The sequence below is a fragment of the Paenibacillus phytorum genome (assembly GCF_013141715.1).
Lineage (GTDB): Bacteria > Bacillota > Bacilli > Paenibacillales > NBRC-103111 > Paenibacillus_E > Paenibacillus_E phytorum.
This window is the reverse complement of record NZ_WHOA01000247.1, coordinates 14,293-35,022: the sequence shown is the minus strand read 5'-3', so window position 1 is coordinate 35,022 and position 20,730 is coordinate 14,293. Positions and strand designations below refer to the sequence as shown.

Annotated in this window: 17 protein-coding genes; 15 read left to right on the top strand and 2 right to left on the bottom strand. The window is 47.1% G+C overall.

The window, feature by feature from the left end:
• The first annotated feature begins 39 nt into the window (after positions 1-39).
• The 15 genes from GC098_RS36890 to GC098_RS36820 all read left to right on the top strand — a co-directional run bounded on the left by GC098_RS36890 (position 40) and on the right by GC098_RS36820 (position 18,682).
• Positions 40-813, top strand: a complete 774-nt coding sequence (locus GC098_RS36890) for an ABC transporter ATP-binding protein (RefSeq protein ID WP_171649300.1) — start codon at positions 40-42, stop codon at positions 811-813.
• Positions 806-1,648 carry an ABC transporter permease gene (locus tag GC098_RS36885; RefSeq protein ID WP_171649299.1) on the top strand — a complete coding sequence of 281 codons (843 nt, stop codon included), beginning with the start codon at positions 806-808 and terminating at the stop codon, positions 1,646-1,648. The genes GC098_RS36890 and GC098_RS36885 overlap by 8 nt, the downstream gene beginning before the upstream one ends.
• A gap of 70 nt (positions 1,649-1,718) precedes the next feature.
• Positions 1,719-2,678, top strand: coding sequence for an aromatic acid exporter family protein (locus GC098_RS36880; protein ID WP_171649298.1), 960 nt, complete (start codon positions 1,719-1,721; stop codon positions 2,676-2,678).
• A 114-nt stretch (positions 2,679-2,792) separates the two neighbouring features.
• Entirely contained in the window at positions 2,793-3,359 is a 567-nt protein-coding gene (gene cotE, locus GC098_RS36875) for an outer spore coat protein CotE (protein ID WP_171649297.1), read from the top strand.
• Between the two features lie 145 nt (positions 3,360-3,504).
• Positions 3,505-4,971, top strand: coding sequence for a putative amidoligase domain-containing protein (locus GC098_RS36870; RefSeq protein WP_171649296.1), 1,467 nt, complete (start codon positions 3,505-3,507; stop codon positions 4,969-4,971).
• Between the two features lie 482 nt (positions 4,972-5,453).
• Positions 5,454-8,081 carry a DNA mismatch repair protein MutS gene (gene mutS / locus GC098_RS36865; RefSeq protein ID WP_171649295.1) on the top strand — a complete coding sequence of 876 codons (2,628 nt, stop codon included), beginning with the start codon at positions 5,454-5,456 and terminating at the stop codon, positions 8,079-8,081.
• Positions 8,082-8,119: 38 nt separating this feature from the next.
• Complete coding sequence (locus GC098_RS36860) at positions 8,120-9,553, top strand: S41 family peptidase (RefSeq protein WP_171649294.1); 1,434 nt, start codon at positions 8,120-8,122, stop codon at positions 9,551-9,553.
• A gap of 5 nt (positions 9,554-9,558) precedes the next feature.
• On the top strand, positions 9,559-11,604 hold the full coding sequence (gene mutL / locus GC098_RS36855) for a DNA mismatch repair endonuclease MutL (RefSeq protein ID WP_171649293.1): 2,046 nt from the start codon (positions 9,559-9,561) through the stop codon (positions 11,602-11,604).
• Between the two features lie 10 nt (positions 11,605-11,614).
• A complete protein-coding gene (locus tag GC098_RS36850; RefSeq protein ID WP_312880579.1) occupies positions 11,615-12,385 on the top strand; it encodes a class I SAM-dependent methyltransferase in 771 nt (256 codons plus the stop codon).
• Positions 12,379-13,347, top strand: a complete 969-nt coding sequence (gene miaA, locus GC098_RS36845; RefSeq protein ID WP_171649291.1) for a tRNA (adenosine(37)-N6)-dimethylallyltransferase MiaA — start codon at positions 12,379-12,381, stop codon at positions 13,345-13,347. Before GC098_RS36850 ends, miaA begins: the two co-directional genes overlap by 7 nt.
• Positions 13,348-13,411: 64 nt before the next feature.
• A complete protein-coding gene (gene hfq, locus GC098_RS36840) occupies positions 13,412-13,651 on the top strand; it encodes an RNA chaperone Hfq (RefSeq protein ID WP_029193229.1) in 240 nt (79 codons plus the stop codon).
• A gap of 144 nt (positions 13,652-13,795) precedes the next feature.
• Positions 13,796-16,345: a transglycosylase domain-containing protein gene (locus GC098_RS36835; protein ID WP_171649290.1), complete on the top strand. Its 2,550-nt coding sequence runs from the start codon at positions 13,796-13,798 to the stop codon at positions 16,343-16,345.
• 202 nt (positions 16,346-16,547) lie between these two features.
• Positions 16,548-17,276 (top strand): peptidylprolyl isomerase, encoded by a 729-nt coding sequence (locus tag GC098_RS36830; RefSeq protein WP_246359178.1) that lies wholly within the window; start codon positions 16,548-16,550, stop codon positions 17,274-17,276.
• A 45-nt stretch (positions 17,277-17,321) separates the two neighbouring features.
• Complete coding sequence (locus GC098_RS36825) at positions 17,322-17,981, top strand: alpha/beta hydrolase (protein ID WP_171649289.1); 660 nt, start codon at positions 17,322-17,324, stop codon at positions 17,979-17,981.
• Between the two features lie 5 nt (positions 17,982-17,986).
• Positions 17,987-18,682 (top strand): YdcF family protein, encoded by a 696-nt coding sequence (locus GC098_RS36820; RefSeq protein ID WP_246359177.1) that lies wholly within the window; start codon positions 17,987-17,989, stop codon positions 18,680-18,682.
• 186 nt (positions 18,683-18,868) lie between these two features.
• On the opposite strand, the gene GC098_RS36815 is transcribed toward GC098_RS36820, so the two are convergent.
• Both GC098_RS36815 and GC098_RS36810 read right to left on the bottom strand, forming a co-directional pair.
• Positions 18,869-19,738, bottom strand: a complete 870-nt coding sequence (locus tag GC098_RS36815) for an SDR family oxidoreductase (protein ID WP_171649288.1) — start codon at positions 19,736-19,738, stop codon at positions 18,869-18,871.
• 36 nt (positions 19,739-19,774) lie between these two features.
• A complete protein-coding gene (locus tag GC098_RS36810; RefSeq protein WP_171649287.1) occupies positions 19,775-20,572 on the bottom strand; it encodes a GNAT family N-acetyltransferase in 798 nt (265 codons plus the stop codon).
• Positions 20,573-20,730: the final 158 nt, after the last annotated feature.

Sequence of the window (20,730 nt, the reverse complement as noted above, 5' to 3'; positions counted from 1 at the left end):
TAGGCATGTCGATGAATCGAACAAGAGGGGAGTACGAACATGGATACAGCTGTGACTGTAAAAGACGTGACGCAAGTTTATGTGACCGAGGAACGAGCTACACTTGCTGTAGAGCAGATTGATTTTGCTATCCAGCGGGGTGAATTCGTTAGTCTAATCGGTCCAAGTGGCTGTGGGAAGACAACTCTCTTGTCGATCATTGCCGGGCTCATTCGTCCGACAGTGGGTACTGTGACTGTTGCGGGAGGGATCGTGAACGGTCCATCGACAAGGGTGGGATATATGCTTCAGCAGGATTATTTATTCCCATGGCGGACGATCGAAGATAATGCTTGTATGGGCTTAGAAATTACAGAAGCTTTAACCAAAGAGAAGAAACAGGGTGTGCTTCATTTATTGGATGAAATGGGGCTGCTCGGCTTCAAAGATTATTATCCCGCTCAGCTATCCGGGGGGATGCGCCAGCGAGTCGCGTTAGTACGAACATTAGCCACAGAGCCTGAACTGCTTCTGCTGGATGAACCGTTCTCCGCGCTCGATTATCAGACCAAGCTTCAATTGGAGGATTTGGTTGTAGAGACTCTTCGTGCGAAGAAGAAGACTGCTCTCCTCGTGACACATGATATCTCTGAGGCCATAGCGATGAGTGATCGTATTATTGTGCTGGATCCTAATCCGGGACGAATTCGCAAAGAATTTATAATTCCGCAGGAAATTCGGTCTTCTGTGCCTTTCGCAGCGCGGGAACTGCCCGATTTCCATGTACTCTTTCGATTGATTTGGCAGGAGTTTGGGGGCGTGCATCATGAGTGATGGTCAGCAGCAGGCGCGTCTCAACGAAAATGCGGACGATACGCTTACACAGCAAGTTCATCAGCAATTTTTGGCTGCAAGGAAAAAGAAAACGAACTATGTAAGGCTTGTTCAACTAGCCATCCTGCTGTTGTTTTTTTCTTGCTGGGAAATGGCGGCCCGTTTAAAGTGGATCGATGTGCTGCTTTTTAGTTATCCAACGAAAGTTTTTAAGCTGCTCTGGGATAAACTCCTTGATGGCAGCCTCCTTCCGCATGTGGGCGTAACGGTCGTTGAAACCATTATCGGCTTTGTGTTAGGCACTTTGTTCGGTACGGCGTTAGCTGTTGTGATTTGGTGGTCGCCGTTTCTCTCCCGCGTGCTTGATCCTTATATTGTCGTGCTGAATAGTATGCCTAAAGTAGCGCTTGGACCGTTATTTATCGTAGGTCTAGGTCCAGGCTTGCTTTCGATTATTGCAACTACACTTTCAATAACAGTTATAATCACAACCCTAGTCGTGTACGGGAGCTTCAAAGAGGTGGATAACAATTATGTGAAAGTTGTCACTTTATTTGGGGGTAATCAGCGAAAAGTGTTCTTAAAAGCTATTCTACCCGCTTCATTCCCCGCCATCGTCTCGACTTTGAAAGTGAATGTAGGTCTGGCGTGGATCGGTGTGATCGTAGGCGAATTTCTCGTATCGCAAATGGGTCTTGGTTATTTGATTATATACGGTTTTCAAGTGTTTAATTTTACGCTGGTTATCTCTACATTGTTCGTCATTGCGATTGTGGCTACAGTTATGTATCAAATTGTGTCCAATTTGGAAAAAAGAATGACAAAGCATAGATAAGACTTGCCACATTTTGCCCAAAATGAAATAATGAGCCCATAGTTAAAACCAACAACGAGGTGAAAAAGCTATGGGCTTTCGTGTGCTCAAAACAGCGCTAGCGGTCGTGATAGCGATGTATCTAGCGCACGTATTCGGGATAAAAACGCCTGCGGCAGCGGGACTTCTTGCTATTCTAGGTATAGAAGTAACGAAGAAAAAAGGGATTCAAAGCGCATTGCATCGGATATTAGCTTCCATGCTCGCGCTTCTCACAGGCTCTCTTCTTTTTATGGTATTGGGATTCCATGTGTGGGTTGTCAGTATATTCATCCTCGTCGTGTTTCCCGTCCTGCATAGGTTGCGGATTACAGAGGGTGCGGTGACCGGGGCAGTTGTCATGCTGCATCTCTTCGCCTATGAATCTGCCGGATGGATGGCGGTTCTGAATGAAATGTATCTTCTGCTTATTGGATTGGGTACAGCGACACTCATCAATATCGCCTATATGCCAAAGACGGATAAAGCGATTGAGGGGCATAAGCAAAGAATCGAGGCGCTATTCTCGGATATTTTCGTAAACATGGCTAAGCATTTGAGAGACAATACAGTTGTGTGGGATGGCAAGGAGCTTTTGGAAGTCAGTGAAGAGATTGATCAAGGGGCAGGGCTGGCTAAACGTACGATGGAGAATACACTCATTTTCGGAGGAGATCCCTACTTGCAGGTCTATTTTTTTATGAGGGGTGAGCAGTTGGAGTCAATCCACCGGATGATTGATCTGGTTGCCCAAGTGTATCAAACTTTGCCGCAGGGGGAGTGGGTGGCAGCGATTCTTGAAGATATTAGTCAATCCGTCAAGGAAGACTACTATACTGGTGCTGCTGAGAAAGAATTGCAAGTTCTGGATGCTCGTTATAAACAGCTGCCTTTGCCGGAAAGCCGAGAAGAATTCGAGGTGCGATCGGCCATTTTACAGCTTAACAGGGAGCTTATGCAATATTTATCTATAGCCAAAAAGCAAAAAAAACAGCGACCAGAGGCGGGTTGACTCTTAAAGATATGAGTATTTTTATATCGTAAAAATAATATAAAATAATTGTCACTCTAGACTGCTGTCCTGCATACACTTGTAATGAATGATTGTATGGAGGAGGTTGAAAGGATGTCATTAGATAAAGATTTGCAAAGCAGAGAGATCATTACAAAAGCTGTCTGCGGTAAAGGTCGCAAATTTTCGCATGTAAGTCATACCGTGACTCCGCCCTTTTCTCCGACCAGTATATTGGGCGCTTGGATTATTAATAACCAATTCGAGGCGATCCAATCCGGAGATGGCGTAGAGGTAGTTGGTACTTATGATATCAACATCTGGTATTCTTACGATCGTAACACCAAAACAGATGTAGCAAAAGAAACCGTTTCTTATGTAGAAATTGTTGGGCTAAGTTATCTGGACAAAAAACATAGGCCAACAACTGCTGAAGTATCTGCTGTCGCAACGCAAGAGCCGAACTGTGTGGAAGCAAGTGTTTCTTCTAGCGGCGACAGCGTAGTCATTCGGGTGGAACGGGAGTTCCAAGTTGAGTTGGTCGCTGAAACGAAAGTCTTCGTCATTGTTAGCCCCTACGGCCCCAATGACTTCGACGACAAGCATGTAGATTTCGATGACAACGGCGATGGAGATTTCGAGGATCTCGACGCCGATTTGCTTGAGGACGAATTGGATTAAGGAATCTTATACGCCAGTGTATGCGGGTGAAAGAGGTTCGGCAGAGGGCATTTGCCCTCTTTTTTGTTTTATTTCAATAAATGGGCTGTTCGTTCAGATATAGGGACTGTGAGGCTGGAATGAGAACGGAGAAGGGGCAAAATGGATGGAAACATTCTTACTGCACGCACAGGAAAAAGAGGCGCTGGAGCTGGCGAATCTCATTCGCATACCCAGTGGATCAAGGCTGCCTGTCGATTGGCGAGGCCAGGTCGTCATTCATTGGGGAGCTGCTCATGATGAGTGGCCGGAGAAGCAGGCGCTGCAGCCCATCAGGGCGATTCTTAGGGCACAGATGCGTTCGAAGCGGGAAGAACTGCTTCATTTGCACGGCATCAAGACTGTAGCTTGGCTTAATGACCGAAGTACCAAGGAAGAGCGTTTGGCATTTACACATAAATATAAAGTAGCTGTATTTCATCTACAGACATTGGTTGTTTATGAGAAAAAGGAGACGCTTCTATTGTCGGAGAAAGCTCTCTATAATCAAAGACAATTAAATGCCAGTTCGGCCTACATAGAAATTACACCAGATCGTGCGAATTTTCATGTCCGTAGGGCTAGCCGTGAGTCTGTAAAAGCTGTCTATGCGCTCGGTCTAGACTATGGCCTTGTCACTATAGGTGTATTGCCTAGCGGGCACACCTTGGTATTGGATGTGGATCCCGTTCCTAAGCTGAACGTGAAGCTGGCGCAATTGTTCGCGCAGGCGATCGATCGCTATGAGATCGCCATCGCGAAGGAGCTGCGGCGCAAGGAGCGGGCGATGCTCGGCAGCGACCCGGAGTTCCTGCTGCTCAGCCCGCAGGGCAAGGTCGTCTTCGCCGACCGCTTCCTGACGCGGGACGGCGAAGTCGGCTGCGATGCCGTAGTGCTCAGCGGGCATCGCTTGATCTTGCCGCTGGCGGAGCTGCGCCCACAGCCAAGCACAGACCCGCGCGAGCTGGCGAGGAACCTGCGATCTACGATGCAGCTCGCCGCGCGGAAGATCGACGACGAGAGCCTCTCGTGGCTCTCGGGCGGCATGCCGGTGGGGGGCTACCCCCTCGGCGGACATATCCACTTCAGCCGCTGCTGGCTGAATGGGCATTTACTGCGCGCGCTCGATAACTACCTCGCGCTGCCCTTGATCTTGATCGAGGGCGACACGACGCGAGAGCGCCGCCCTCGGTACGGCTTCCTTGGCGACTTCCGCAAGAAGTCGCATGGGGGCTTCGAGTACCGCACCCTGCCGAGCTGGATGCAGTCGCCTGATATCACGCGCGGTGTGTTCGCGCTATCCTCGCTCATTGCTGACAACTATTGGCTGCTACCTCGGCAGCCCTTGCAGGATCCGGATATTCAAACGGCCTACTATCGTGGGGATAAGCAGCGGCTTCAAGCCACGGTTGCGAAGCTTTGGCAGGATCTTGAGCAGCTGAAGGGCTATGACCTATTCGCTGCCGTTTTGGAACGTCTCCGAGAAAGAATCATGTCAATGGAGCCGTGGAACGAAAGAGCTGATTTTCGCAAAGCTTGGAAAATTGCACCCTACCATCGTAAAGAAGCTTTTGAAGAACAAATCATGTTATAATAGTGTATCTATAAGAGATTTGAAATGGTTTTAATCTGTGCATCGGGATTCACATTTTGATGCTGCATTTACAGTTGGATAAGAGCCTCCAGAAGCTGCTATTTTACATATAAGTGATGCAAGTTGATGGATAGCAGTCTTTAGAGGCTCTTATTTCCGGCATTCATTGGAAAATGTAAGCATATCTGATTAGATAAGAGCCTTCAGAAGCTTCTATTTTGGCTAAAAGCGCTAAAAATGGATAAATAGCAGTCTTTAGGGACTCTTAACCGAATCAGGACAAACATACTTAAATATTCAAAACTCAGAGATCTCTTCAGCCCTATTAGAGAAATCATCAGGATCTAATCTTGACGCTTTTCTCATAAGAAGGTTAGGCGATTAAAGTCTCTGACATTCTTTTTGCACACATATGAAAATGAAGTTTGGTAGTTTCATAGATTTTTGACAATGAATATAGTGATTGGTTGGAGGAACGCAAGGTGGCCCAATATACGCCGATGATTCAGCAATACTTGGCCGTGAAGGCGCAAGTCCCGGATGCTTTTTTGTTTTTTCGTCTGGGTGATTTCTATGAAATGTTTTTTGATGATGCGATCAATGCTTCACGAGAGTTGGAGATTACGTTAACAGGTAGAGAAGGCGGCGGAGACGAGAAAATCCCGATGTGCGGTGTCCCTCATCACGCGGCGGACAATTACATGTCTCGGTTAATCGAGAAAGGGTATAAAGTCGCCATCTGCGAGCAAGTTGAGGACCCTGCTGAAGCCAAAGGTGTGGTGCGACGTGAGATTGTTCGCATCGTTACGCCAGGGACCGTTATGGATAGCAAGCTGCTAGGCGAATCGAGCAACAATTACATCGTTTCCTTAGTGAGTCAGGAACATGGTTATGCCTTTACGGCATGCGATATTTCAACGGGGGAGTTATATACAACACGGCTTTCTAACTCATGGGAACTCGTCGTTGATGAACTCAATGTATACAACCCATCGGAGATTATTACGGATAATGGCTTATTAACGACAATTCGGGAAACAGGCCTCACTTGGGGACGAAGTACGGTGCTAACGGAATGGACGCAAGTGGATGAAAAACTGCTGGATGAGCATTTTGCTGAGGATGCCGCACTGCCTGGTTTATCCGCTTTGAACCGTCAAGGTGTTGCCTTGCTGCTTGCTTATTTAAAAGAAACGCAAAAACGAGCATTGACCCATGTGAAGCATATCCGGGTATATGAGCCCGATCAATTCATGACGATGGATCCTTTTACTCGAAGAAATCTTGAACTTGTAGAAACAGTACGTGAACGAGCGAAAAAAGGTTCTTTACTTTGGCTGCTCGACAAAACAGTAACAGCGATGGGCGCTCGGATGCTGCGCCGTTGGATCGAAAAACCGCTCATGAGCGTTTCCCGAATCGAAGAGCGTCTGGAAGCTGTCAATCTGCTCTACAATCAGCTCATTATCAGAGAAGATGTGAAGCAAGCGTTGAAGGAAGTCTACGATTTGGAGCGTTTAGTTGCTCGTATTTCCTACGGGAATGCCAATGCTCGCGATATGATCGCACTCAAGCACTCCTTGCAGCAGGTTCCGCTGCTTCAAGAAGTCTGTGCAGCTTCCGGTTCCGAAACGCTTCGCAAACTCGTCGAAAATATGGATGCCTGTGAAGATGTTATGTCGTGGATTGCTAGCGCCATTGAGGACGAGCCACCTGTATCCATTCGGGATGGCGGCATGATCCGCGAAGGCTACCAGCCATACTTAGATCAACTCCGGGAAGCAAGTAAGAACGGAAAGCAATGGATCGCAGAGCTTGAGCGTCAGGAGCGGGAGGCGACGGGCATCAAGTCGCTCAAAATCGGCTACAACAAAGTGTTCGGCTACTTTATTGAGGTCACCAAAGCGAACATGTCCGCGCTGCAGGAAGGCCGCTACGAGCGCAAGCAGACGCTTGCTAATGCCGAGCGTTACGTAACGCCGGAGCTCAAAGAGAAAGAAGCGCTCATTCTGGAGGCGCAGGATAAAATGGTCGATCTGGAGTATGAGCTGTTCACGGAGCTTCGCGACCGGATCTCCGAGCATATCTCCAGACTACAGAAGCTGGCGGAAGTGATCGCTACCGCCGACGTTTATCAGTCGCTAGCTACGGTCAGCGCGGCGCACCACTACCGCAAGCCGGAGATCGGCGAAGGCTTCGATCTCGAGATTGAAGAAGGCCGCCACCCTGTGGTGGAGGCGGTCATTCAAGACGGCTCGTTCATCGCGAACGAAACAAGCCTGCTGCTAGATGAGGGCCGCATTCTACTTATTACCGGACCGAACATGGCCGGTAAAAGTACCTATATGCGACAGGTTGCCGTGATCTGCCTGATGGCGCAGATCGGCTGTTTCGTACCTGCCAGATCTGCGCGCATACCGGTCACTGACCGTATCTTCACGCGGATCGGCGCTGCCGATGATCTGATCGGCGGTCAAAGTACGTTCATGGTCGAGATGATGGACATCCAAGTGATGACCGAAAAGGCGACGAGCAAGAGTCTCGTCATCATCGATGAGCTTGGCCGCGGCACCTCGACCGGGGAAGGGATGGCGATTGCGCAAGCGGTCATCGAGTTCCTGCATGACCGGATCGGCTGTAAGACGCTCGTTTCGACGCATTTCCACGAGCTTGCGCATCTGGAAGAAAGCCTCGGGCATCTGCGCAATCACTGCATGGCCGTGAAAGAAAGTGGCAGGCAGGTGACCTTCCTGCGCAAGCTCATCCCCGGGGCAGCGAGTACGAGTTACGGCATCTACTGTGCCGAAATCGCTGGGCTGCCCGATGCCATCATTCAGCGCTCCTATGAGCTGCTGAATGGGTTTGAAGAGCGGGCGGCGGGCGCTGCGCAGATCGCCGCAACGACGGCTGCCGCCCCTCCAGAGGCAGCTCCTATACAGCAGCTGTCTCTCTTCGCGGAGGACAGCACAGCAAACACGGCTGTCAAGAAGAAGCAGCCGGACAGCAAATCTCAGCTGGTGCTCGACCAGCTGAAAGGGATCGATTTAATCAATATGACGCCTCTGCAGGCGCTCAATTTAGTATACGAATGGAAGCAAAAGCTGCAATAAGCTTGTTTCCGTAATTATATATTCGAGGAGAGACGCACATGAAACAACCAAGAATGAGAACAATGAAGGTTACCCTAGCACTGGCGTCGGCTCTTATGACGGTTCTACCCTTGAATGCGTTGGCACAAGAAGATTTACAAACACAGCAAGTCAGAGAAATCATTGGCAAGCTGCATGTGAGTGGTGTAACGGAAGAAGCATTAGCTAATCAAAGCATTAAGCAAATGATAGAAGGTCTGAAAGATCCATATACCGTCTTTTTCAGCCAAGAAGAGTACGGTCAGTTCTCCAGCTCCTTAGAAAATAATTACGTGGGCATGGGCGCTCGAATCGGGATTGATGACAAAGGCGTGTATTTATCCGAGGTTTTTGCAGGCTCATCCGCCGAATCAGCGGGCTTGCAGCGTGATGACTATGTCCGTGCCGTGGATGGCGCTCCTGCTTCTACGACTTCTATTGATGAAGTCAGAAACAAAATCGTTGGCGTAGCGGGGACGAAAGTAAAAGTTACCGTTCAACGCGGTGACAAAGAATTAACCGTCGAGATTACTCGTAAAGGGATCAATGTACCTGAAGTGTATAGCAAGAGCTTCACGAATGGTGTTGGTTACATTCAAATAACGGATTTCTCAAGCGATGCGGACGAGGATTTTGGTAAACAGCTTACGGATCTGCAGGCAAAAGGTTTGAAATCTTTGATTCTAGATGTTCGTAATAATCCAGGAGGTCTTGTGGATACGGCTCAGAACATTGCCAAGCATTTTGTCAAAGAAGGCGTTCTGATTCATACAAGAGACCGCAATGGTGTGGATGATCCAGTGTTGATCACGGGCGGAACGGAATTGTCTATTCCTGTTTACATTTTAGCCAATGAAAATAGCGCAAGCGCTTCGGAAGTGCTGTCAGGCGCTCTGCAGGACTACAATGTTGCCAAAGTGATCGGTATGCAAACGTATGGCAAGGGCAGCGTACAACAGCTTTATCAATTGGATAAAGACAGTGCGCTGAAAGTAACGGTTGAAGAGTATTTGACGCCGAATAAGCGTAAAGTGAACAAAGTCGGGATCACACCGGACATCAAAGTGGACGGGGCTTCTGCTCAATTGATTACCGCATTACAGACAGTGGGGATCACAGATATTAACGTCGAGATTTCCAAGCACAGAGTAACTTATAACGGCGTGGAAATAGGAAGTGGATTCGGTAATTTCCATGAAAATGGAAAATTATATGCATCAACACGCGGCCTAGCTGCACTTGTTGGAGCTACGATTACATGGAACGAGGCGACACGCACGGTCGATATTTCCGATAGTAAAGGAACGCATGCCATCCCTGCCCAGACAGACAAGCTAATCATTGAAAATGGGACTAGCTACGTCAATGTTGATCTTTTCGATGATTATTTTCCACAGCTGCAAGTGAAGGATCAAGGGGAGAATGTTTCCATCCGTGCTGTAAAGGGGAACTAAGAATTATGGGTAAAATCCAGCTCTTAAGCGAACATATTGCGAACCAAATCGCCGCAGGGGAAGTAGTTGAACGACCCTCTTCTGTGGTGAAAGAACTCGTCGAGAACTCGGTGGATGCCGGCAGTACTCGGATTGATGTGACCATTGAAGAGGGTGGTCTTCAGCTGATTCGGGTGTCCGATAACGGCTCTGGTATGGCTTTGGAAGATTGCGAATTAGCTTTTCAACGTCATGCCACAAGTAAAATCGCGACAAGCAAAGACTTATTCTCGATACGAACATTAGGTTTCCGTGGCGAGGCTTTGCCGAGTATAGCTTCCGTGTCCAGATTAGAGTGTGTCACTAGCTCTACGAATGATGGACTGGGGCGGAAAATCTCCATTGAAGGCGGCACGATTCGAAGTGTCGAAGAGACGGCTGCCTCACGCGGGACTGAAGTGTCAGTGAGGGAATTATTTTATAACACGCCGGCACGATTAAAATATATGAAAACGATTCAAACCGAGCTTGGCCATATCTCTGACTATTTGTACAGATTAGCGCTGGCTCACCCTGGTATCGCCTTCTCATTGAAACATAATAGCAATCTCCTGCTTCAAACGTTGGGCAACGGAGATTTGCTACAGGTCATCGCCGGCATTTACGGCACGGCAGTCGGCAAGCAAATGCTTCCTCTCCAAGTGGAAAACTTGGATTATACGATCACGGGCTACGTGGCGAAGCCCGAAATGACCCGCGCGAACCGTGGCGGCATCTCGACCATTGTGAATGGTCGTTACGTGCGCAATTTCGCGCTGAATCAAGCGCTGCTGCAAGGATATCATACCCTGCTGCCGATCAACCGCTATCCCGTGGCCGTTCTGCACATCGGGATGGATCCTGCCTTAGTGGATGTGAATGTGCATCCATCTAAGCTTGAGGTCCGCTTCAGTAAAGAAGCGGAGCTAACCGCGTTAATCGAAGCCGAAGTGAAGCGGCTATTTGGAAGGCAGGTGCTAATCCCGCAAGGGATGAAGCCAGCAGCACCTAAGGGCGCATACGTGCAGGAACAGCTGGACCTCACTAGAACGGTTGAGCCAGCAACTGGATCAAGCGTATCTACTCCGGCAGCTTCATCTGCGATACCTACACCGCTTCCTGATTCTACGATACAGCGTGTATCCGTGGATTCAGATAGCATGGTTTTGCCGCAAGTGAAGGAGGTCGGTACATCGTATCGACCAGAATCGGTATCAACATCCCGGCCACCTATCGTAGAGCCGCAGAGAAGCTCCACAGCTTCCACAGCTTCTGGAGCTTCCGGAGCTTCGTATTCGAGCCGTCCGACATCACCATCAAACAACAGCTACGCGTCCCATGCTGGAAGCAATCCCAGAAGTACGTCCATTCAGCAGCAGCGCCGGACAAATGAAGCATTCATGGACCTACTGCCCTCCAAACAGGAAGGCGAGGCGCCGATGCTTCCCGCTTTTCCAAGATTGGACCCGATCGGTCAAATGCATGGCACTTATTTGGTCGCCCAAAACGAAGAAGGCCTGTTCCTGATTGATCAGCATGCTGCGCATGAGCGAATTAATTATGAATATTATTACGAGCGTTTTGGCAATCCTGCTGAGGCGAGCCAAGAATTGCTCGTTCCCATTACATTAGAATTTACACCGTCTGAAGCAGGCATTATTGCCGAGAAGCTGTCGCTTTTTGAGCAGGCCGGCGTGTATATGGAGGCTTTCGGAGGGAATACGTTTCTGGTCCGTGCGCATCCACACTGGTTTCCTTCAGGAGAAGAAAAGGGGATCGTCGAAGAAATGTGTGAGTGGGTCCTCAGCGAGAGAAAGGCTGTAGACATCGCGAAACTAAGAGAAAAGGCGGCAATTATGTGCTCTTGCAAAGCATCGATCAAAGCGAATCAAGGATTAAGCGTTCTTGAGATGGAAACGCTGATCGACCGGCTATCAGGCTGCCGTAATCCCTACACATGCCCGCACGGAAGGCCAATTGTCGTCAGCTTTACGACTTATGAACTGGAAAAAATGTTTAAGAGAGTGATGTAAACCCGTGTTAGTGACAACATCGTATAATCCGTCCAGTGGTTTATTGGACAAAGCAGTGCGACTGGCTGCTGCATATGGCGGCCAAGTCGTGCCCCGAAGGAAGTATTCTTTGGAACATCTTAGGAATAATTATAAGGATGATTCCCTTTTGCTTGTGACCAGAGATGAGATCAGGTACTATGGAGAAGACCAACCTGCGTACTTTTTTCATCCCAGTATGGCCCTCGTTCGAGTCAAACGTATGCAGCGAGGCGAAGCGGATTTATTAATTGAGGCTTCTGGTACAGCTTTTGGCGATGATATCTTGGATTGTACAGCAGGTTTAGCGTCTGATTCTATCGTGTTCTCCTTTGCTGTTGGCCCCCAAGGAAGCGTCACGGCACTCGAAAGCGAAAAGATTCCAGCTATGCTGATACAAGAAGGTTTAGCCGTTTATGAATCGGAAATTCCCGAGCTAAACGAGGCTATGAGGCGCATCATGGTTAGAAAGACACATCACCTCGCGTATTTGCAGCAATTGGCACCGCAAAGCGTAGATGTTGTCTATTTTGATCCGATGTTTCGCAGTCCGATTGAGGAATCTCAAGCGATTTCTCATCTTAGACGCAATGCGAACGATGAAGCTGTCAGTATGGCATCTATCGAAGAAGCTAAAAGAGTTGCACGCAAGAGCATTGTGCTCAAAGAAAACAGAGATAGTAAAGAATTTGCCCGGCTCGGGTTCGAGCATGTATTGCGATCGACGACCAAAACAACGTATGGAGTGATTCGACTGTGTTAGCCCCATCAGCCAAGCCGAAATTACTCGTGCTACTAGGTCCCACGGCAGTTGGTAAGACCAAGCTAAGTTTAGAAATTGCTCAGAAGTTTGGCTGCGAAATTATTTCCGGAGATTCCATGCAGGTCTATCGAGGTATGGATATTGGAACAGCCAAAGCGAGTGAAGCTGAGCAGGAGCTTGTCCCGCATCATTTGATTGATATTCATGATCCTTCCTATCCCTTTTCGGCGGCGGAGTTTCAAGAGCGTGTAAAGGCTTTGATTCTGGACATTCATTCACGTGGGAAGCTTCCATTTATTGTTGGAGGTACAGGCCTTTATATCGAGTCTGTGTGTTACGATTATCAATTCACGGAAGTCAGTATGGATGAAGCGTTCCGCCAAGAGCAGGAAGCGTTCGCCACTGAGCATGGGGACGAGGCGCTGCATCAGAAGCTGCGTGATATTGATCCTGAGAGCGCTAATCGACTTCATGCCAATGATCGTAGACGTGTAATACGAGCTCTTGAGATTTATTATATCTCTGGTGAAACGATGACAACCCATTTGGCGTCCCAGAAAAAAGAGTCTCCCTACGAACTATGTATCATTGGATTGACGATGGATCGGGCACTGCTGTACAAGCGTATTGAGGAACGTATCGACGCGATGATGCAGGAGGGGCTTATCGAGGAAGTTCAATCGATTCTAGCCGCAGGTTGTCCAAATCAGGCGATTTCCATGCAAGCACTTGGTTATAAAGAAATCGTCAGCTATCTGGAAGGTGAATTGAGTTTAGAGGAAGCGATAACGCTGCTCAAGCGAGATACGCGCCGATTTGCCAAGCGCCAATTGTCATGGTTTCGGCATATGAAAGACATTCATTGGGTGGATGTGACGGAATCAGCAAATTTTTCTGCCCATTTCCAAATTATTAATGATATACTAGCAGGAAAGTTTGTACATAAAATTGAATATAATTAACAAATACACCAATAGAAAATAGCGCCTTCTGGCGATAGTTTCATTCCATTAAGGGGGACCACTGATGAACAGATCCATTAATATCCAGGACAATTTTCTTAATCAACTGCGTAAAGAAAGCATTCCCGTTACCGTATATTTAACTAATGGGTTTCAAATCAGAGGACTAATTCGCGCATTTGACAACTTCACGATCATCATTGACAGTGAAGGCCGCCAACAAATGGTTTACAAACATGCCATCTCTACCTTCACGCCGCAACGAGCTGTTTCTTTAATGGCTGCTGCTGAAGCTTCGGAATAATCCGTACTCGTACGTTTTGTTTTGCAACTTTTTTATGGACTGAATCGTCTAACCGAATAGATACTTGTGGGAGCAACCTTGTTTAAGGTTGTTCTTTTGTTGGTTACTACAATAGAGAAATGAACAGCGAGGGAGTCGATGGATTTGGAGAAACCTACAAATAAGCAAACAACTGCGAATACAAAGACGAAACCACAAGGAAGCAACAAAGGCTCAAAGAAAAAGGGATTTAATGTTCGTCAATTTATTATGGGTTCGATTATTGCCGCCATTCTGGCTATTATCTGTGCAATGGGTATTTATATCGTCGTTATTATGAACGGCTTTAAGATTCTCGATAACAATATTGATAAGATTGATACGGCAAGTGAATCGACGCTCATTTATGCGCAAGAAGAAGGAAAAGATAAGGAAATTGGTAAAATCTATAAAGGTGAAAATCGAGAAAGTGTGAACATCAAAGATGTTCCGGAACGATTAAAGCAAGCTTTCATTGCAACGGAAGATCGCCGGTTTAACGAGCATGCAGGCGTTGATTTAAGATCCATTGGACGTGCGCTTGTCAAAGATATTATTCATATGAGCGCTGTTGAGGGTGGAAGTACAATTACCCAGCAGCTTGCTAAAAATGTGTTTCTTAGTTCCGAGAAAACAGCTTTTCGTAAAGGGACGGAAATGTCGATCGCTTTTGCTTTGGATGAACGGTTTAGTAAGGATGAAATTCTTGAAAAGTATTTAAATCGTATTTTCTTCGGCAGTAACGCTTATGGTATCAAAGCGGCAGCCAAGGTGTATTTCGGTAAATCCAACCTGAATGAATTAGAGGTATGGGAAATGGCAACGCTAGCTGCTTTGCCAAAAGCGCCATCGAGATATTCGCCACTGCAGCATCCGGACTTATCAAAGGAACGCCGTGCTGTTGTTCTTAAGCTGATGACCGATCAAGGCTATATTACAGAGGCTGAGCGTGCGAAAGCAGCAGCTGTGGATTACGTTCCGCCAGCAGCGGCTAGTCAAAGCACGAAAGATAACGCGACTTTCTTGGATTATGTTGTAGATGAAGCAGAGAGTATGTATGGCATCGAAGAAGATGAATTGCTGACTAAAGGCTACCGCATCTATACGACAATGGATCCGAAAGCGCAAAAAGTGATGGAGCAGACCTATGCGAATCCAAGCTTTTTCCAGAAGGACGCTTCTGACGGTCAAAAGATTCAGAGTGCCATGGTTATTTTGGATAACAAAACAGGCGGTGTGATGGGGCTAATAGGCGGACGGGATTACCAACAAAGAGGATTCAGTCGCGTGTATTCCAAAAGACAACCAGGATCTTCGTTCAAGCCGATAGCGGCTTATGGTCCTGCACTTGAGAGCGGGAATTATACGCCGTATTCTATTATCGATGATACTCAGACGTCATTCGGTAATGGGACATATTCTCCTCGTAATTATGACCGTGTGACGCATGGCCAAGTAACGATGTTTGAGGCAGTCAAAAAGTCCTATAATTTGGCTCCTGTTTGGCTTTTAGATCAAATTAAAGTGTCTAAAGCGATTGAATTTGCGAATAAGATCGGGACTCCCCTCAACAAACAAAAGGATCAAAACTTGTCCATTGCGTTGGGCGGACTTACGGATGGCGTTTCTCCATTACAAATGGCGACGGCGTATACAGCTTTCGCTAATCAAGGTTTGCAAAATAAAACGCATGCGATTCTACGCATTACGGATGTGCAAGGCAAAGAAATCGCCGTTTATAAGCCAGAGAAGAAACAGGTTATTCAACCTAAAACAGCTTATTATATGACGCTGCTGCTTCAGGGCGTTGTAGAACCAGGCGGTACGGGGACCAAAGCGAAGTTCAATCGTCCTGTAGCCGGAAAAACGGGTACAACTGGATTAGATATTAAGGGAATTGAACAATATGACCGTGATGTTTGGTTTGTCGGCTATACACCGGAGTGGACAGCAGCCGTCTGGGAAGGCTTCGATAAAGTAGATGCGAAGCACTATGTCACAATCGGCAGCGGTAGCCCGTCGGCTATTTTTAAAGAAGTGATGTCGAAGTCGCTAGAAGGCCGACCTGTGACGAACTTCGTGAAGCCTGATAGTGTACCTAATCTAACTGAACCGCCAAAAGGGATTACGGATTTAACGGCTGTGTATGCACCTGCAACGAAGGAGGTTAAAATAGCCTGGACCTCACTAGGAGAGAAGATCGCCTATCAGCTTTTCCGGAAAGGTACGAAAGACACAGAGCCGAAGATGCTGATTCAATCGGCAACACCTGAGGTGAATGATACGACTGTTAGCAGCGAAGAGACGTATCAATATTACGTTGTACCGATTAATTTGGACTCAAATTTGGGAGGTGCCAAATCGAATATAGTATCCGTCGAAATACCGAAGGATGGAGCACTACCTGACGGTACCAAGCCGTCACCTTCACCAACGGTCTCGCCGTCTACATCACCTGGGAAGGATCCTCTAGAGCCAACGCTGTCACCGGGTACGAAGCCTACGCCATCGCCCGGAAGCACCATTAAGCCTGGCGCTAGTCCGACACCAAGTTCCAGCATCAGTCCAAGTCCTACTCCTACACCGTCACCGGCTAACAAGCCGGTTGATGGTTCCGGGGAAAAGCCGAAGGATGGCAAGCAAGACGGTGGACAGATTATTGTGCCGAAGTTATAGTACACATTTTAACCTTATGGAACAGGGTTTGATCTTAAGTAGAGATGAACATGCTAGTTAGGGATGAATTTCATCCTTAAAGTCCATAGGTCTAACCTATAATCTTATTTTAACGATGAAAAACAGCTTTATGAGGGAACAGCAGACCCGCATTCCGCGGGTCCCACACCAAACCTACATACTATTGACGGAGGAATTTTCAATGAACTTGCCTTTCAACATGCTTAAACCTACTAAGCTTCTCCCACTCACGTTGATCGCGTTAACTTTAATCGCATCGGCCTGCGGCAACAAACCTACTGAATCTGCCGGCGGCACAGCAACGCCTAAGAGCGGCGCAACGGCACCTGCTGCTTCTTCTGCAGCATCCCCAGCGGCATCGCCAACTGCAGCTCCTAAGCAATGGAGCAAAGCGCCAGATTTGACGATCGATCCGAACAAAACGTATCAAGCTGAAGTAACAACGTCCAAGGGAACGTTTACCATAGATCTTTTCGCTAAGGAAGCTCCGAAGACCGTTAACAATTTTGTGTTCTTATCCAAAGAAGGCTTTTATGACAATGTGACGTTTCACCGCATTATCAAAACGTTCATGATTCAAACAGGAGATCCGCTTGGGACAGGCAGAGGCGGTCCTGGCTACAAGTTTGCAGATGAGCTGAAAACATCGCATACATATGAACCCGGCATTGTCGCAATGGCGAATTCTGGACCCAATACGAATGGCAGTCAGTTTTTCATTTGTTCGGGAGAAGATTGTGCAAATCTCAATAAAAAACCGGACTATTCAATTTTTGGCAAAGTGACGCCAGAGGGCATGGCAACAATAGCTAAAATTGCTGAAACACCTGTTGAGATGGGTGGCGAATCCTCACCAAGCAAGCCAAAAGAAAAAGTAACGATTAACAAGATCGCCATTAAAGAAAAATAGAATATCATATTCTAAACAGTGAAGGATGGATAGGAGAGAAACCGCGTGAAACAACCATGTTTATTGTTCCATGGATTCACCGGTGGACCTTATGAGGTTGAGCCATTAGCACGTCATTTACGTGAACGCGGGCATCTTTGTGAGGTTCCGAGACTACCATGGAACGGAGAATCCAGTCATCAATTAAAAGTCTCACATTGGGAAGATTGGGTACGCGAAGCTGAAAAGTATGCGGAGAGAATGACGATCCAATATGGATCATTTGATATGGTAGGCTTCTCGATGGGGGGGCTGCTGGCCGCTTATTTATCCGTTCGATATCCGGTTCGTAGGCTGATCCTTTTGAACACGGCTGTCATTTATGTCAGTCCAAGAAGAATGCTGGATGTCATTCGTGATGAGTGGAAGTACCAAAGGAAAATCAGCTTTGTTAAAGCGAAATCCACGCCGCTACGAGCTACTTGGCAGTTTACACGACTTGTTCGGCATTTGAAACCAGAACTAAGTCAGGTAAGCATACCAACACTAATCGCTCAGTCTGAAAAGGATCAGGTTATTCATCCACAAAGTGCGCGGTACATCTATAGTAAGCTAAAAGGACAGCGCGAGCTACATTGGCATTCCAGATCCAATCATTTGATATGTCTGAGTGAGGATGCAGGCACGTTGTTTCGTCAAGTTAGTGCATTTTTGGATAAGGAGTAGCAAGAATGACTGTACAGCCAAACATGAATAAGAAACAACGAGCCATCACTCCAACACCGAAAAAACGCCGAAGAACTGGGCAAAAATCTACGTTCAACCGTATGCTTGTGAGAGTGTTCCGAATCGTAGTTACTGTGTTCCTATTGCTTGTCGCTTGGATCGTCTACATCCAGTGGAAGGTTCAAATCGCTCCTGATCAAACGTTGCCTAAGCAAGTTGACGTGGGTATCGTTCTTGGTGCTTCCTTGCGCCAAGATATCCCGAGCCCTGGTCTCCAGGAGCGTCTAGATTTGGCGGTTAATCTCTATAAAGAGGGTCGGTTCAAACAACTGATCGTCTCCGGAGGTCTGGATCATAACGGCTCCAAACTAACGGAGGCGGAGGGAATGCGTAATTATTTGGTTAAAAAAGGGCTTCCGGTCAAAAGCATCTTGATAGAACCTCGGGCGACAAGTACGTATGAGAATTTGCTTTACAGCAAGCAAATTATGGACGAGCAAGGTTTTGTGAGTTCGATTATTATGACCCATCAATTTCATGGTTCTCGTTCACTCGATATCGCGGAAACGATTGGTTTGAAGCAACCTCTCATTTCATCAACGAAGTCAGAGGTGCTCTTCATGCCTTATCATGAAGTGCGAGAAACGCTAGCTTACACGAAGTGGTATTTGACAAAGCTGTTGTTGATGATAGGTATATGAGATAACAAAGAAGCATGACCTGTAAGCGGGGATTACCCACTTGCTGGTCATGCTTTTGTTACCACATAAGAAAGTATAAGTTTTCGGTTTCCGAAAACCGCTTTCTTATTGGCGATAAAACCTACATCTAAACGCGGTCGCTCATCTTTGAATGGCCTCGATAGAGGTTTTCTCATTGTGTCTTGGTTATCCGTTTACAATGGCTCCACCGTTCACATGTAAGATTTGGCCAGCCATATAGGATGAATCCTCACTTGCGAGGAAAACATAGCTGGCAGCAAGTTCACCTGGCTGACCGGCACGTTTCATTGGTGTAGTTGAGCCGAACGTGGCAACTTCCTCTGCGGTGAACGTAGAAGGAATGAGGGGCGTCCAGATCGGACCTGGAGCTACGCCATTTACGCGTATGCCTTTTGCGTTCAGCTGAAGAGATAGGGAGCGCGTGAAGGTGACAATGGCCCCTTTCGTAGCGGAATAATCGAGCAACTGCTCATGACCGTGATAAGCGGTAATAGAAGCTGTGTTGATAATTGCGCTTCCGGATTTCAGGTGAGGTAGTGCAGCCTTGGTCAAATAAAAGAAAGAGAAGATATTGGTTCGAAACGTCCGCTCCAACTGCTCAGAAGTGATATTCTCGATGCTGGGCTGAGGATGCTGTTCTGCTACATTGTTCACTAAGATATCGAGTTTGCCGAACTTCCCGACAGTTTGCTCAATGATTTGCTTGCAGAAATTCTCATCGCCAATGTCTCCCGCGACATGCAGACATTTGCGTCCTGCCTTTTCCACATGACGCTGTGTCTCCTCCGCATCCGTATGTTCGTTCAAATATACCAATACAACATCAGCACCCTCTTTGGCATATGCAATCGCGACTGCGCGTCCAATTCCGCTATCGCCTCCTGTAATCAGGGCGACTTTATCCTTAAGCTTGCCGGCTGCTTTGTACCCAGAATGCTCAAAGACAGGAGGAGGATTCATCTGTGACTCAATGCCTGGCTGCTGGTTTTGATGCTGGGGTGGGAATGCTGGTTTCTTTTCTGTTGCTGTTGCCATGTGTTATTGCTCCTTTCATCCTAGACAAATTCTTTGTTAGGATGATACAAGGGGCTGCAAATCATACTTAATTCGGTAATGATAGCCATATCTGGCTTGGTAACCAAGCTTTTCATACAAAGTTACCGCAGGTATATTGGAAGTAACAACCTGTAAATATTGTTTGGTTGCACCGTGCTCCAAACTCCATTCCGTCAGTGCGTGCATGAGGACGTACCCAAGTCCTTGGCCTCGATGGCCTTCATGAATAACGACATTTACAAAACCTGCCCATTCGTCTTCTACAATAGCAGTACCTAATGCGATGATTTGATCATTCAGTTTCAGCTTGAGGAACCCTTTCGGAGAAGGCATTCGTTCAAATAGTCCGCTATAGAACCCTCTGCGCTCCTCGGGAAACTGTTCAAGCATGAGGAAAGCGTCAAGCCACTCCGTATCCGCTGCTTCTGCCCATTCTATTTGAAAGGATGACTTCTTTTGCATCATCTTATTGCTTGCGTTATCGGAAACTTGCCGACTGGTTGCAGTCATCATCAGACATGGCGTATCAATCGCATATCCTTTTGTTTGAAGAAATTCATCCAGACCTTCATGGGAAGCATTGCTAATATGAAAAATTGCGGGTAAACCAAGTTCTTGATAGAATTGCTCTATTTTCGCAAGCCAATTAGGATCGTTTGGATATTCGCCAATGGCAAGCACACTGTTTGCACGTTTAGTGACACCTCGGGAGGCTCGCAGGAGCCAATTGTCAATGGAAGTGGATGACTCGGCAGGCCACGTGTTTGATGCAACCGTATCGATGGCGATATAAAAGTCCGTTTTTTCGTTCATTTCCAGCGTTCCCCTCCTCAGGTAAGTTTCCAATATTATAAATAAAATTATAGAGTTATGTATATAAAATAATCTTTGGGGCTTTACCGCTGAAAACATCCCTATGGATGCTCAATAACCGCTCGAACCACTTAATCAGCTACTTTAACGATGAAAAA